Below are 14,720 nucleotides of genomic sequence, written 5' to 3' on the forward strand. Positions count from 1 at the left end.
GACCGCCACGGCCGCGAGCGGCCACAGCGCGTACACCGTCCAGGACCCGCCGGCCGTGGCCCCGTGCTCCGGTGGGGACATCACCGGTCCCAGGCCCGTCAGGAACTCCCATGAGCTGAGCGGCAGCGCGTGGTCGACCGCCGCCGTCCACACGTACCTCTCGTTGACGAGCGAGGGCGCCAGGAGCAGCAGCGCCGCCGTCCCGGCGACCGCGCCCGCCGTGTGCCGCAGCAGCGCGCCGAGGGCCATCCCCGTCAGCGCGGAGACCGGCGCCAGCAGCGCGGACGCGGCCACGGCGCGCAGCGCCCCGTCGTCGCCGATCCCCATGCCGATGTCCTGCCGGGCCAGGATCGCCTGGCTGCCCCAGAAGCTCACCCCGGCGACGAGGACGCCGAACAGGCCGGTGACCGCCGTCACCACCAGCACGCGGGCCGTCAGCACCTGGCGGCGCGCCGGTACGGCGGTGAACGTCGTCCGCGCGAGCCCGGTGGCGTGCTCGGCCGCGATCGCGGTGGCCCCCAGCGGGCCGGTCATCAGCATCGTGATCATCGCCGCGCTGTCGTTGTACGCGTCCCGGATCGCCCACACGGGGACGAAGATCCGCTGGACGCCCGGCGGGTAGTTGTGCCAGTTCGACTGGTCGTTCCACGCGGCGCTGACCGCGATGGTGACCACGAGCGCCCCGCAGACGCCGAGCACCCACCACGTGGAGCGCAGGGAGCGGAACCTGATCCACTCGGCGGCGACGAGATCCGTGAACGCCGCCCGGGGCTCACCGGCGGTGTCGGGAGCGAGCGCGGGACCGGCGGACCGGGTGGGGGCCGTCATCGCTTCTCCCCCGCCCCGTACTCGACGCTGTCAGCCGTCAGTTCCATGAACGCGTCCTCCAACGACGACGCGCGCGCCGTCAGTTCGGTCAGCACCACACGCCGCTGCGCCGCCAGCTCGCCCACCCGCCGTGCGTCGACGCCCGTCACCAGCAGCCCGCCGTCCCGCCGGGTCACCGCCGCCCCCTCGGCCGTCAGCAGCCGTGCGAGGTTCTCCTGGTCGTCCGCCCGCACCCGTACGCCGCCGCCACCGGCACGCGCGGAGAACGCCGCGAGGCTCTCGGCCGCGATCAGCCGGCCACGCCCGACGACCACCAGGTCGTCCGCCGTGTGTTCCATCTCGCTCATCAGGTGGCTCGACACGAACACCGTGCGCCCCTCGTCCGCCAGCCGCCGGAACAGCCCGCGCACCCACCGCACGCCCTCCGGGTCGAGCCCGTTGAGCGGCTCGTCGAAGAGCAGCACGGGCGGATCGCCGAGCAGCGCGCCCGCGATCCCGAGCCGCTGCCGCATGCCGAGCGACCAGCCGCCGACCCGGCGCCCGGCCGCGTCCGTCAGCCCGACCTCGGCCAGCACCTCGTCCACCCGCCCGCGCGGCAGCCCGTTCGCCCGCGCCAGCGCCCACAGGTGCGCGCGGCCCGGCCGCCCGCCGTGCACGTCCCCCGCGTCCAGCAGCGCGCCGACGCTCCGCAGGCCCCTGGCGCGGTCCCGGAACGGCACGCCCCCGACCCGCGCGGCGCCGGACGACGGCGCGCACAGCCCCACCACCATCCGCAGCGTCGTGCTCTTCCCCGCGCCGTTCGGGCCGAGAAAGCCCGTCACCCGTCCGGGCCGCACCGCGAAGGTCAGCCCGTCCACCACCGTCCGCCCACCGAACCGCTTGGTGAGCCCCTCGACTTCGATCATGCCGACCAGACTTCCGGGCCAGGCCCCGCTCCCGCATCGGGCCACGGGCCACACCGTCCCGAGGCCGCGTGGCCCAGGGGCGTACGCCCGCGGGCCAATGTGCGGACGCCACCCGGTCATTACGATCGCCCCCATGCGCACCCCCGACCCGTCGGCCCCGCCGACGTCCCGTGTACAGGCGGCGCTGCCCTGGTGCGGCGCGGTCGCGTACCCCGTCGCGCTGTTCCTCGCGATGAACGCGGGCCCGGACAACTCCACACTCCTGCGCCTGCTCCTCACCGGCTGCGTCACGCTGCTGGTGGTCCCGCTGCTGGGCCGCCATCCGCTGCCCGCGCTGTACGCCCTGCTGACCGGTACGCTCTGCACCGCTCCGCTGGTGCCCTCCTGGACCCTGGCCTGCATACCCGTCGTCGCGTCCGCCGCGGCCGTCGCCGTCGTCGCGGCAACGCGCACCCGCCGCGCGGCCCTCACCGCCGCGTCCACGGCACTCGCCGCGCACCTGGCCACCGCCTGGCTGCTGCGCCCGGGGCAGCCCGTCACTCCGGACCGCTTCCCGCCGGACCCGTTCCCGCCGTCCCGCCTCCCACCCGACGCCGCGGAGCCCGTCACCGGTCCGCTCGCGCAGGGACCGCTGCCCGGTACGGCCCTGCTGCTCCTGCTCCTCCACGTCACGGCGCTGGTCGCCGGCCGCGCCCTCGCCGAGCGCCGCGCGCACGCCGAGGCACTCCGCGCCCGCACGGCGTCCGACGCCGTCACGGCGGAACGGCTGCGCATCGCCCGTGAGGTGCACGACATGATCGCCCACAGCGTCGGCGTCATGGCGATCCAGGCGGGCGTGGGCCGGCGGGTCATCGGCAGCCGCCCTGACGCGGCGCGCGACGCGCTCGCCGGCATCGAGGACACCGGCAGGCAGACCCTCGCCGAACTGCGCCGCACCCTCGGCGCCCTGCGGCGCGACGGCGGCCCCGACGGCGACGGCCCGGCCCCCGGCCTCGCCACGCTCCCGCGCCTCGTCGCCGCCACCGGCGGCGCGGGCATCCGCGTGGAGATCACCGAACGCGGCACGCCCCGCCCGCTGCCCCACGACGTCGACCTGGCCGCGTACCGCATCGTGCAGGAGGCGCTGACCAACGTGACGCGGCACGCGCCCGGTTCCTCCTGCCGCGTCGTCCTCGACCACGGCGCCCCCGGCGACCCCGCCCTGTCCCTGCTGGTCGAGAACGACGGCCCGGCCACTCCCGCCGCCTCCGCCGCGCCCGGCTACGGCATCACCGGGATGCGCGAACGCGTCACCCTCCTCGGGGGCGACTTCGCCGCCGCGCCACGCCCCGGCGGCGGCTTCCGGGTGACGGCCCGGCTGCCCGTACCGGCGGCCGTCGCGTGACCGCCGGGCCCATCCGCGTCGTGCTGGCCGACGACCAGCCGCTCATCCGCACGGGCCTGCGCGTCCTGATGTCCGAGACGCCCGGCTTCGACGTGGTGGCCGAGGCCGGGGACGGCGCGGGGGCGGTCGCCCTGGCCGCCGCGCACCGGCCCGACGTGGTGCTGATGGACATCCGCATGCCCGGCGTGGACGGCATCGAGGCCACCCGCCGGATCACCGCGGACGGCACCGCGCGCGTCCTCGTCCTCACGACCTTCGACGACGACCACAACGTGCTGGGCGCCCTGCGCGCCGGGGCGAGCGGCTTCGCCGTGAAGGACATGGCGCTGGACGACATCCTCGACGCCGTCCGCGTCGTCGCCGCCGGGGACGGCCTGCTCGCGCCCGGCGTCACGCGCATGCTGATCGAGGAGTTCGCGGCACGCCCCCGCCCGCCCGCGCCGCCCCGCGCCCTGCCGGGGGTGACCGGCCGGGAACACGAGGTGCTGACCCTGGTGGCCCACGGCCTGTCCAACGCGGAGATCGCCGCGCGGCTGCACATCAGCGCCGCCACGGCGAAGGCCCACGTGGCGCGGCTGCTCTCCAAACTGGACGCCCGCGACCGGGTCCAGCTGGTGATCACCGCCTACGACGCCGGGCTCGTCACCCCCAAGCGCTGAACGCCGCCCGCCCCCTCACTCCTCCAGGCTGAGGAACGCCTCCACCAGCCGCCACGTCTCCTCCGCCGCCCCGGCGTCCCAGTCCGGCAGCCCGGGGTCGGTGTACAGGTGGCCCGCGCCCGGGTAGCGGAAGACCTCCACGTCCGCCCCCGCCCGCCGCATCCGCAGGTACCAGGCCGTCAGCCAGTCGTGCGTCTCGAACGGGTCGGGGTCCGCGACGTGCAGCTGCACCGGCAGGTCGTCCACCGACGCGTCCTCGGCGATGTCCGCCGTCCCGTGCAGCAGCACGAGCCCCCGCGCCCGCTCGTCCCCGAGCGCCACGGTCTGCGCCAGCGAGCCCCCCATCGAGAAGCCCATGTACACCAGTCCGGCGTCCGAGTGCGGCGCCGCGGCGGCGACGGCCCGGCGCAGCAGCTCGTCGCGCCCGATCTCCTCCCGGATCTCCAGCTCCTCCGCCGGCGTCCCGGCCGTCCGCCCGTCGTACAGGTCGGGCACGTGCACCCGGTGCCCGGCGGCGCGCAGCCGCCCGGCGGCCTCCCCGACGGCCGGCCGCAGCCCGTAGGCGGAAGGGAAGAGGATGATTTCGGTCACGGTCTGAAAACGCCCTTCGGGTGGTACGCGTCGGTACGGACTCTCCGCCGCGGCGTACGACCCCGTTAGCCTGGCGGAAGGACTTGTGCGCGTAGGAGGCTGGAGGACCCCCATGGACGATGTGTTGCGGTCACTTCTTGTGATCGGCGGCACCCTAGCACTCACCCTGGTGGTCGGCTGGGGCATCGACCGCGCGCTGCGCGCGGCCGACTCCCGCCACCCGGACACACGGCTGTGGGGACTGATGCGCCGCTGCCGGGTGCCGCTCCAGATCCTGCTGGCGTCGTCCTCGGTGAGCATCGCCTACGAGGCGTTCGACCTGCACGTGCGCCGCGGCGACATGCTGGACAGCCTGCTGGCCACGGTCGCGATCGCCTCCGCCGCCTGGCTGACCATAAGGATGGCGGGCGCCGTCGCGGAGAACTCGCTCGCCCGCTACGAGACGCGCACGCAGGACCAGGCCCGCGTCCGGCAGTTCCGCACCCAGCTCCAGATGCTGCGCCGCGTGGTGACCACGGTCCTCGCCGTCGTCGCGGCGGCCGTGACGATACTGCTCCTCTTCCCGAGCCTGCGGGCCCTCGGCGCCTCGATGCTGGCCTCGGCCGGTGTGATCGGCATCATCGCCGGTGTGGCCGCCCAGTCGATGCTGGGCAACCTCTTCTCCGGCCTCCAGGTCGCGTTCGGCGACTCGGTGAAGATCGGCGACTCGGTCGTCGTGGACGGCGAGTGGGGCGTGGTGGAGGAGATCTCCCTCGCCTTCCTGACCATCCGCATCTGGGACGACCGCCGGCTGACGATGCCGGTCTCGTACTTCAACAGCAAGCCGTACGAGAACTGGTCGCGCGGCGGCAACGAGCTGACCGGCACGGTCTTCCTCTACGTGGACCACGCGACGCCCGTGCCCGAGCTGCGCAAGCATCTCCAGGAGTTCCTTCTCGGCCGCAGGGAGTGGGACGGCCGCCACTGGGGCCTGGTCGTCACGGACACCACGCCGTCCGCCATCCAGCTGCGCGCGGCCATGTCCACCAAGAACTCCGACGACGCCTGGAACCTGCGCTGCGCCGTCCGCGAGGAACTGATCGCCTGGCTGCGCGACCACCACCCGTACGCGCTCCCCCGGGTCGCGACGTCACCCGCCGCCGTCGCGCCGGACCACCGCCTGCCGCACCAGCACACCCGGCACCACGACGGCGACGGCCACCGCGCGCACAACCTGGACAACGGCCGCGTGCACTGAAACCGCCGCCCCGGGAACGCGGCGGCGCGGCGGGGGTTGCGGCAGGGTGTGTCCCCCGGCCCCGCCCCGGCCGCCTGGCTCCACCCTCTGGCCGGCAGGCCGGTTCAGCCCCGCGCGTTCACGCCCTCGGCCGCCGTCACCGACGACGATCTCCACCTGCTCCTGGAGGCGGCCCGCCGGGCCCCTCCGCGGGCAACTCCCGCCCTGAGGCTTCCCGGCGGCCGGACCGGGCGACCGGGGCCGCCCGCCGTGCGGGAACGCCGCAGCGTCGCCGGCCCGCGCACCGCGCCCTGGGCCGATCCCCCGCCCTGCCGGCGTGCCCTACTCCCCGTGCGGCAGGCTCGTCCGGTCGAGCGCCCGCAGCGCGCGGTCCACGACACCGGGGTCCGCGCCCGGCTCGCTGCGCGCGTCGAGGACCTCGCGCCGGGCTGCGGCGAGGAGTTCGGCGTACATCTCGTCGATCTCGCGGATGTGCCTGGCCCGTTCGGCGGCCTGCTCGCGCAGGTCGCGTTCGGCGAGCGCCGGGGAGATCCGCACGCCGATGTCGTACGCGCGCCGCAGCAGTGCCTCCGAGACGTCCTCGTCCAGGTCCTCGTTCTCGCCCAGCTCCCGCAGCCGCCGCTTGGCGGCCTTGGCGGCGCGGACGGCCAGCTCGTGCTCCTGCCGGTCGGCGAGGTCGGCGTCCGCCTGCACGCCGAGCAGCCCGACGAGCCAGGGCAGCGTCAGGCCCTGGAGCACGAGCGTGACCAGCACGACGACGAAGGCGATGAAGATGATGGCGTCGCGCTGCGGGAAGCCGCCCCCGTCGTCCAGGCCGAGCGGCACGGCGAGTGCCAGCGCGACCGTGGCCACCCCGCGCATCCCGGACCACCACATCACCACCGTCTCCTGCCAGCTGAGCGGCACGTCCTCGTCGGAGTCGGCGTCCTTGTGCAGGCGGCGGGTGATCCACGCGGCGGGCAGCAGCCACAGCAGCCGGACGCCCATCACCGCGCCGAGCACGGCGAGCGCGGCGGGCAGCAGGTCGTCCCAGCGGCTCAGGGTGGTGTCCAGGACGCGGTGCAGTTCGAGCCCGACGAGCCCGAAGGCGACGCCCGTCACCATGGTGTCCACGACGGCCCAGAAGCTGCCGCCGGTCAGCCGGCCCGCGACGTCGTCAGGGTCCGCCTGCTCGCTGAGGAAGAGCCCCATCACCAGCACGGCGAGCACGCCCGAGCCGTGCAGCTCCTCGGCCAGCACGTAGGCGGCGAACGGCAGCAGCAGGGTGAAGCCGACCCGCAGCGTCACGTCGGCGAGCACGGGCCGCAGCCGGGAGATCAGCCAGCCGAGGACGAGGCCCACGGCGATCGCGACGACCGCGGAGAGCACGAGGTCGGTGCCCGCGGCGGGGAAGGAGTACGAACCGGCGACGACCGCCCCGATCGCGACGTGGTACAGCGTGATCGCCGTGACGTCGTTGAACAGCCCCTCGCCCTCCAGGATCGACACCATCCGGCGCGGCAGCCCGAGCTGCCCGGCCACGGCCGTGGCGGCGATGGGGTCGGGCGGCGCGACGAGCGCGCCGAGCGCCACGGCGGCGGCCAGCGGCAGGCCCGGCAGCACGGCGTCGGCGACGGCGGCGACCGCGGCCGTCGTCACGAAGACGAGCGCCACCGCCAGCAGCAGGATCGGCCGCAGGTTCGCCGTGAACTGCCGCCAGGACGTGCGGCGCACCGCCGCGTACAGCAGGGGCGGCAGCACCAGCGGAAGGATCAGGTCCGGATCGATGTCCACCTGCGGGACGGGGGGCACGAACGCCACCAGCCCGCCGAAGAGCGTCATCAGCACCGGCGACGGCAGGGCGAGGCGCTCGCCGAGCGGCACGGTCAGCAGCGACCCGAGGAGCAGGGCGAAGAGCAGGGAGAGCTGGTCCACGTGCCTACGCGCTCTCGGCGCGCAGCACGTCGAGCGCGGACCGCAGGTCCCCCGGATAGTCGCTGGAGAAGGCGGCCCAGCGGCCGTCCGCCGGGTGGGCGAAGCCCAGTTCCTTGGCGTGCAGCCACTGGCGGGTCAGCCGCAGGCGCTTGGCGAGCGTGGGGTCGGCGCCGTAGGTGAGGTCGCCGACGCACGGGTGCCGGTGCGCGGACATGTGCACGCGGATCTGGTGCGTGCGGCCGGTCTCCAGCTTGATGGCGAGGAGGCTGGCGGAGCGCAGCGCCTCGATGAGGTCGTAGTGCGTGACGGCCGGCTTGCCCTCGGCGGTGACCGCCCACTTGTAGTCGTGCTGGGGGTGACGGCCCACGGGGGCGTCGATGGTGCCGCTGAGCGGGTCGGGGTGGCCCTGGACGAGGGCGTGGTAGCGCTTGTCCACGGTCCGGTCGCGGAACTGCTGCTTGAGCCGCGCGTACGCGCGCTCCGACTTCGCGACGACCATCAGCCCCGACGTGCCGACGTCGAGCCGGTGCACGATCCCCTGCCGCTCGGCCGCGCCCGAGGTGGCGACGCGGTAACCGGCCGCCGCGAGCCCGCCGATGACGGTCGGGCCGGTCCAGCCGGGGCTGGGGTGGGCGGCGACGCCGACCGGCTTGTCCACCACGACGAGGTCGTCGTCGTCGTGGACGATGTCCAGGCCCTCGACCGGCTCGGCCACCACCCGGACGGGCACGGCCGGCGGGGGCATCTCGACCTCGATCCAGGCACCGCCGGTGACGCGTTCGGACTTGCCCACCTCGGCGCCGTCGAGCCTGACCTTCCCCGCGGCGGCGAGTTCGGCGGCCTTGGTGCGGGAGAAGCCCAGCATGCGGGAGAGCGCGGCGTCGACGCGTTCCCCCTCCAGTCCCTCCGGTACGGGCAGCGTGCGGGTCTCGGGCGTCTCCGGAAGCGTGCTCACCTGTCCGAGTATGCCGGACGTCCCGTCAGTCGCGGTGCACGGTGCCGTCCGGGTCCATGCCGCGGAAGGACAGCAGGACGATCAGGATGCCGCCGCAGACGATCGCGGAGTCGGCCAGGTTGAACACGGCGAAGTGCTGGACCGCGATGAAGTCGACCACATGCCCTTCGAAGACGCCCGGCGACCGGAACAGGCGGTCGGTCAGGTTGCCGAGCGCGCCGCCGAGCAGCAGGCCGAGCGCGATGGCCCACGGCAGGCTGTAGAGGCGGCGCGCGAGCCGGAAGATGACGACGATCACCGCCGCCGCGATGCAGGTGAAGACGACGGTGAACGCGGAGCCGAGGCCGAAGGCGGCACCGGCGTTGCGCACCGCGCGGAAGCGCATCCACTCGCCGATGACATCGATGCTGCGCTCGTTCTCCAGGCTGGTGACCACCCAGATCTTCGCGGCGAGGTCGAGCGCGTAGGCGAAGACGGCGACACAGGCGACGACGACCACCCGGCGCGGGCCGCGGACCGGGGTCGCACCGGCCGCGGTGGCCTCCGCGCCGGCGGTCCCACCGGACCCGCCGGGCTCACCGGCGGCGTCCGTTCCGTCCGGTCCCTCCGCCGGCGGGGGATCGTCGGGGGTCTCGATGGTCCGCTCCGCTTCGCTCACGGGATGAGGGTACGACACTCCTGTGCGATCAGCGGAGGGCCGTCAGGGACGCCGTTCCTGTTTCTGCTTGCAGTCCACGCACAGCGTGGCGCGGGGGAACGCCTGCATGCGCGCCTTGCCGATGGCGTTGCCGCAGTTCTCGCACAGGCCGTACGTCCCGGCCTCCAGGCGCCGCAGCGCGCGCTCCGTCTGGTACAGCATCTCGCGGGCGTTGGAGGCGAGCGCCATCTCGTGCTCGCGCGTGACGTTCTTGGACCCGGTGTCGGCCTGGTCGTCGCCCGCGCCGTCGCCGGAGTCGCGCATCAGGCCGGTGAGCGCCGCCTCGGACGCGGCGATCTCGGCGCCGAGCCGGTCGGCCTCGGCGGTCAGCGCGGCGCGGGCCGCGGCGACCTCTTCCTCGGTCCACGGGTCCTCGCCCGTCCTGACCGCCAGGTCACCGGCACGGGCCGTGGACACCGCGGTGGCCGACTCGTCGGCCGTGGTCTTCTTCGCTGCCACTTACGGCTCCTGTCTTTCCGGCTGTTCGGCGGCCACGGGGGACAGCGGCCGGTCACATGGTGTGATCGTGCTCGCGCATCGTGACCGGAACGATAAATCGGCCCGCGGATGCGCGGCAACGAGGGCGCGCCGGTCTGCCTGCGTTGTGCCCCACCCGGCCCCCGCCCAACCGGTCGTCGTCCCGCGGCGGCGGCCCGTACACTGTGGGCAGCGAAAGGCGTGGATGGGGACGAGTAGCGTCGTCCGGCAGCCAGGAGCGACCCGGGGACGGTGCGAGCCCGGGGGCGTGCGCGACGCGAAGATCACCCCGGAGCCGCCGGAGGAAAGCCCGCCGATCCGTGCCCGCACGGAACGGCGGCGCGAGTAGAACCGGCGTCGCGGCCCAATGAGGGGGCCGCCGGTGACCACCGGGGGCCAAGGAGGGTGGTACCGCGGGAGCCCAGCGCTCTCGTCCCTCCGTCGGAGAACGCACTGTGTGTCCGCCGGAGGACGATCCGATGTCGCTGTACCGACCCGTACCCGCCCAGGTCGACCTGCCAGAGCTGGAGCACGGCGTGCTCGACCTGTGGCAGCGGGACAAGACCTTCGCCCGCACCCTGGAGGCGTCCGAGGGACGGCCCGAGTGGGTGTTCTACGAGGGCCCGCCCACCGCCAACGGCATGCCGGGCGCCCACCACATCGAGGCCCGCGTCTTCAAGGACGTGTTCCCGCGCTTCCGCACGATGCGGGGCTACCACGTGACGCGCAAGGCCGGCTGGGACTGCCACGGCCTGCCCGTCGAGCTGGCCGTCGAGAAGGAGCTGGGCTTCAGCGGCAAGCAGGACATCGAGCGGTACGGGATCGCCGAGTTCAACGCGCGCTGCCGCGCCTCCGTGACGCGCCACACCGACGCGTTCGCCGAGCTGACGACGCGCATGGGCTACTGGGTCGACCTCGACGACGCCTACCGCACCATGGACCCGCAGTACATCGAGTCGGTGTGGTGGTCGCTGAAGGAGATCTTCGCCAAGGGCCTCCTCGGCCAGGACCACCGCGTCGCGCCCTGGTGCCCGCGCTGCGAGACCGGCCTGTCCGACCACGAGCTGGCGCAGGGCTACGAGACGGTGGTCGACCCGTCCGTCTACGTGCGGCTGCCGCTGCTGTCCGGGCCGCTGGCCGACCGCGCCGAGCTGCTGATCTGGACGACGACGCCCTGGACCCTCGTGTCCAACACCGCCGTCGCCGTGCACCCGGAGGTGACGTACGCGGTCGCCGCCCGGGGCGACGAGCGCCTCGTCGTCGCCGAGCCGCTGCTGGGCAAGGCCCTGGGCGAGGAGTGGACCGCCACCGGCGAGACGTTCACCGGCGCCGAGATGGAACGCTGGCGCTACCGCCGCCCGTTCGAGCTGGTCGACTTCGGCGGCGCCGACGCGCACTACGTCGTGACCGCCGACTACGTCACCACCGAGGACGGCACCGGCCTCGTCCACCAGTCCCCCGCCTTCGGCGAGGACGACCTGCTGACCTGCCGCCGCTACGGCCTGCCGGTCGTCAACCCGGTGCGCTCCGACGGCACGTTCGAGGAGGGCCTCCCGCTGGTCGGCGGGCAGTTCTTCAAGAAGGCGGACGAGGCGCTCGTCGCCGACCTGGCCGGCCGCGGCCTCCTCTTCCGCCACCTGCCCTACGAGCACAGCTACCCGCACTGCTGGCGCTGCCACAACCCGCTGCTCTACTACGCACAGCCGTCCTGGTACATCCGCACCACCCGCATCAAGGACGCCCTGGTCAGGGAGAACGAGAAGACCACCTGGTATCCCGAGTCCGTCAAGCACGGCCGCTACGGCGACTGGCTCACCAACAACGTGGACTGGGCCCTCTCGCGCAAGCGCTACTGGGGCACCCCACTGCCGATCTGGCGCTGCCCCGAGGACCACCTCACCTGCGTCGGCTCGCTGGCCGAGCTGGGCGAGCTGTCCGGCACCGACCAGTCACGCCTGGACCCGCACCGCCCGTTCATCGACGAGGTGGTGTTCACCTGCCCCGCCGAGGGCTGCGCGCTGACCGCGACGCGCGTCGAGGAGGTCATCGACGGCTGGTACGACTCGGGTGCCATGCCGTTCGCGCAGTGGGGCTACCCGCACCGCAACCGCGAGGTCTTCGAGAAGCGGTATCCGGCGCAGTACATCGCCGAGGCCATCGACCAGACGCGCGGCTGGTTCTACACGCTGATGGCGGTCGGCACCCTGGTCTTCGACCGCTCCAGCTACGAGAACGTCGTCTGCCTCGGCCACATCCTCGCCGAGGACGGCCGCAAGATGTCCAAGCACCTGGGCAACATCCTGGAGCCCATCCCGCTGATGGAGCAGCACGGCGCCGACGCCGTCCGCTGGTTCATGGCGGCCGGCGGCTCCCCCTGGGCGGCCCGCCGGGTCGGGCACGGCACGATCCAGGAGGTCGTCCGCAAGACGCTGCTCACGTACTGGAACACCGTCGCCTTCCAGGCCCTGTACGCGCGGACCGCCGAGTGGGCCCCCGGCGCGGAGGATCCGGCGCCCGCCGACCGGCCGCTGCTCGACCGCTGGCTGCTGAGCGAGCTGAACGCGCTGACCGCCGCCGTCACCACGGCCATGGAGAACTTCGACACCCAGCGCACGGGCAAGCTGATCTCCACCTTCGTCGACGACCTGTCCAACTGGTACGTCCGCCGCTCGCGCCGCCGCTTCTGGCAGGGCGACCGCGCGGCGCTGCGCACGCTGCACGACGTGCTGGAGACCGTGACGCGGCTGATGGCGCCGCTGGTCCCGTTCATCACCGAGCGGGTCTGGCAGGACCTGGTCGTGCCGGTGACTCCGGGCGCGCCCGACTCCGTGCATCTCGCGAGCTGGCCAGAGGCGGACCTGACGCTGATCGACGCCGACCTGTCCCAGGACATGCTGCTGGTGCGGCGCCTGGTCGAACTGGGCCGCGCCACCCGCGCGGAGTCCGGTGTGAAGACCCGCCAGCCGCTGTCCCGCGCGCTGGTCGCGGCGCAGGGCTTCGAACTGCTCGGCGACGACCTGCGCGAGCAGATCGCCGAGGAGCTGAACGTGTCGGAGCTCGCCGCGCTCTCCGAGATCGGCGGCTCGCTGGTGGACACCTCGGCGAAGGCCAACTTCCGCGCGCTCGGCCGCCGGTTCGGCAAGGGCACCCAGCCGGTCGCCCAGGCCATCGCGGCGGCCGACGCGGCGGAGCTGTCGGCGGCGCTGCGCGCCGGGACGGCCTCGGTCGTCGTGGACGGCGAGGAGGTGATGCTGAGCCCCGAGGAGGTCATCATCACCGAGACGCCGCGCGAGGGCTGGTCGGTGGCCTCCGACCCGGGCGCCACCGTGGCGCTCGACCTGGAGATCACGCCCGGACTGCGCCGCGCGGGCCTCGCGCGCGATGTCATCCGGCTGATCCAGGAGGCGCGCAAGACCAGCGGCCTGGACGTCGCGGACCGCATCACGGTGCGCTGGGCGTCGGACGACCAGGAGGTCCGCCGGGCCCTGGCCGACCACCAGGCGCTGCTCTGCTCCGAGGTGCTGGCCACGGACTTCGCCGAGGAGACCGCCGCCGCCGAACGTGACGGTCTCGGCGAGGAGTTCGGCGACAGCGCGCTCGGCATCACGTTCCGCCTGCGCAAGAACTGACCCTGTGCAGAAAGGGGTGGGCCCCCGGACCTCGTCGGTCCGGGGGCCCACCCCTTTGTTCTGTTTGTTCTGTCCGTCAGGCCTCGTGCGTCGGGCCGTCAGTTGTCGTCCTCGTCGATCAGGAAGCCGCGCATCGGCGACGGCGCCTGCTGCACCGGCTGCGGACCCTGCGGGCGCACCGGGGCCATCGGCTGTGTCATGGCGGGCGACATCTGCTGCTGCCCGCCGCCGTACGACGGTCCCTGGGCGGGCGCGTGCCCGCCGTGCGGGCCGTGTCCGCCGCCCATCGTCTGGTTGCCGCCCATCGTCTGGTGCCCGAGGGACGAGCCGTTCGGGGCGCCGGCCGACGCGAGGGACGGCGGCGACGGGGGCAGCGACGGCGCGGACGAGGGGGTGCGCGGCGGCGCCAGCGAGTCGTCCGACTGGCTCTCCAGCTGGCGGAGCTGGCTCTCCAGGTACGACTTCAGGCGCGTGCGGTACTCCCGCTCGAAGCCGCGCAGGTCCTCGACCTTGCGCTCCAGCGTGGCGCGGGCGGACTCCAGGGAGCCCATCGCGACACGGTGCTTCTCCTGCGCGTCCCGCTCCAGCGCGTCGGCCTTGGCGCGCGCGTCACGCTCCAGGCCCTCGGCACGGCTGCGGGCCTCGCCGACGATCTTGTTGGCCTCGGAACGGGCCTCGGCGATCGCCTGGTCCGCGGTCTGCTGCGCGAGCGACAGCACGCGGGCCGCGCTCTCGTTGCCGCCCTGCTGCTGCATCGGGCCGGGACCGCCCATGGGGCCGCCGTGCTGTCCCATGCCGGGACCGCCGTGGCCGCCCATGCCCATGCCGGGGCCGCCGTGCTGGGCCATGCCCTGGTTCATCGGGACCGGAGCACCGGGGTGCCCCTGCGGGCCGCCGGGGCCCATGGGACCGCCCTGTCCCATCTGGCCGGGACCGCCGGGCCCCATCGGACCGCCCTGTCCCATCTGGCCGGGACCACCGGGACCACCGGGACCACCGGGACCGCCCTGGCCCATCGGACCGCCCTGACCCATCTGGCCGGGCTGGCCCATGGGACCGCCCTGACCCATCGGGCCGCCCTGTCCCATCGGACCGGGGCCGCCCGGATGCCCTTGGGGACCGCCGGGACCGGCGGGCAGTTGGGGCGGGCCGCCCATCTGCTGCTGCTGTTGCTGCTGCATCCCCTGCGGTCCCGATATGGCCGGCGGGCCCCCCTGCCGGTCCTGCGGTTCGGGCTTGCGCATGTTCTGCTGGTTCTGCGCGGCGGCACGCGTGGCGGCGGCCAGCTTGGCGCGCAGATCCTCGTTCTCCCTGAGCAGCCGGGTCAGCTCCGCCTCGACCTCGTCGAGGAAGGCATCGACCTCGTCCTCGTCATAGCCTTCTCGCAGACGGACGGTCGTGAACTGCTTGTTCCGAACGTCCTCGGGGGTCAACGGCATCTCTT

At 74.0% G+C, this 14,720-nt stretch carries 12 protein-coding genes; 4 read left to right on the forward strand and 8 right to left on the reverse strand.

From position 1 onward, the window contains the following. On the reverse strand, window positions 1-828 hold an 828-nt coding region (locus ACL02R_RS02550), incomplete at its 3' end, for an ABC transporter permease (protein WP_412795170.1). Next, entirely contained in the window at window positions 825-1,733 is a 909-nt protein-coding gene (locus ACL02R_RS02555; RefSeq protein WP_412795171.1) for an ABC transporter ATP-binding protein, read from the reverse strand. The genes ACL02R_RS02550 and ACL02R_RS02555, both read right to left, overlap by 4 nt. A gap of 133 nt (window positions 1,734-1,866) precedes the next feature. Between ACL02R_RS02555 and ACL02R_RS02560 the strand changes: the two genes are divergently transcribed. Together ACL02R_RS02560 and ACL02R_RS02565 are read left to right on the forward strand one after the other, a co-directional pair. Then, complete coding sequence (locus ACL02R_RS02560; protein ID WP_412795172.1) at window positions 1,867-3,117, forward strand: sensor histidine kinase; 1,251 nt, start codon at window positions 1,867-1,869, stop codon at window positions 3,115-3,117. Next, the gene (locus ACL02R_RS02565) at window positions 3,114-3,776 is read left to right on the forward strand and encodes a response regulator (protein ID WP_412795173.1); all 663 of its coding nucleotides are present in this window, start codon (window positions 3,114-3,116) and stop codon (window positions 3,774-3,776) included. The genes ACL02R_RS02560 and ACL02R_RS02565 overlap by 4 nt, the downstream gene beginning before the upstream one ends. A 15-nt stretch (window positions 3,777-3,791) precedes the next feature. Here the strand turns inward: ACL02R_RS02565 and ACL02R_RS02570 are convergent, their stop codons facing one another. Then, window positions 3,792-4,367 carry a dienelactone hydrolase family protein gene (locus ACL02R_RS02570; protein ID WP_412795174.1) on the reverse strand — a complete coding sequence of 192 codons (576 nt, stop codon included), beginning with the start codon at window positions 4,365-4,367 and terminating at the stop codon, window positions 3,792-3,794. A gap of 112 nt (window positions 4,368-4,479) precedes the next feature. Between ACL02R_RS02570 and ACL02R_RS02575 the strand changes: the two genes are divergently transcribed. After that, window positions 4,480-5,604 carry a mechanosensitive ion channel family protein gene (locus ACL02R_RS02575; protein WP_412795175.1) on the forward strand — a complete coding sequence of 375 codons (1,125 nt, stop codon included), beginning with the start codon at window positions 4,480-4,482 and terminating at the stop codon, window positions 5,602-5,604. A gap of 321 nt (window positions 5,605-5,925) precedes the next feature. On the opposite strand, the gene ACL02R_RS02580 is transcribed toward ACL02R_RS02575, so the two are convergent. The 4 genes from ACL02R_RS02580 to ACL02R_RS02595 are packed head-to-tail and all read right to left on the reverse strand — an operon-like array spanning window position 5,926 to window position 9,629. Then, a complete protein-coding gene (locus tag ACL02R_RS02580; RefSeq protein ID WP_412795176.1) occupies window positions 5,926-7,518 on the reverse strand; it encodes a Na+/H+ antiporter in 1,593 nt (530 codons plus the stop codon). Window positions 7,519-7,522: 4 nt separating this feature from the next. Beyond that, a complete protein-coding gene (locus ACL02R_RS02585; RefSeq protein WP_412795177.1) occupies window positions 7,523-8,473 on the reverse strand; it encodes an RluA family pseudouridine synthase in 951 nt (316 codons plus the stop codon). 25 nt (window positions 8,474-8,498) lie between these two features. After that, on the reverse strand, window positions 8,499-9,131 hold the full coding sequence (lspA, locus tag ACL02R_RS02590) for a signal peptidase II (protein WP_412795178.1): 633 nt from the start codon (window positions 9,129-9,131) through the stop codon (window positions 8,499-8,501). Window positions 9,132-9,173: 42 nt separating this feature from the next. Continuing rightward, on the reverse strand, window positions 9,174-9,629 hold the full coding sequence (locus ACL02R_RS02595; RefSeq protein WP_412795179.1) for a TraR/DksA family transcriptional regulator: 456 nt from the start codon (window positions 9,627-9,629) through the stop codon (window positions 9,174-9,176). 497 nt (window positions 9,630-10,126) lie between these two features. Here ACL02R_RS02595 and ileS point away from each other — a divergent pair, with 497 nt between their 5' ends. Further along, window positions 10,127-13,276, forward strand: a complete 3,150-nt coding sequence (gene ileS / locus ACL02R_RS02600) for an isoleucine--tRNA ligase (RefSeq protein ID WP_412795180.1) — start codon at window positions 10,127-10,129, stop codon at window positions 13,274-13,276. Between the two features lie 98 nt (window positions 13,277-13,374). Here the strand turns inward: ileS and ACL02R_RS02605 are convergent, their stop codons facing one another. Further along, entirely contained in the window at window positions 13,375-14,715 is a 1,341-nt protein-coding gene (locus ACL02R_RS02605) for a DivIVA domain-containing protein (protein WP_412795181.1), read from the reverse strand. Window positions 14,716-14,720: the final 5 nt, after the last annotated feature.

The sequence above is a fragment of the Streptomyces sp. MS19 genome, from assembly GCF_047200595.1.
Taxonomy (GTDB): Bacteria; Actinomycetota; Actinomycetes; order Streptomycetales; family Streptomycetaceae; genus Streptomyces.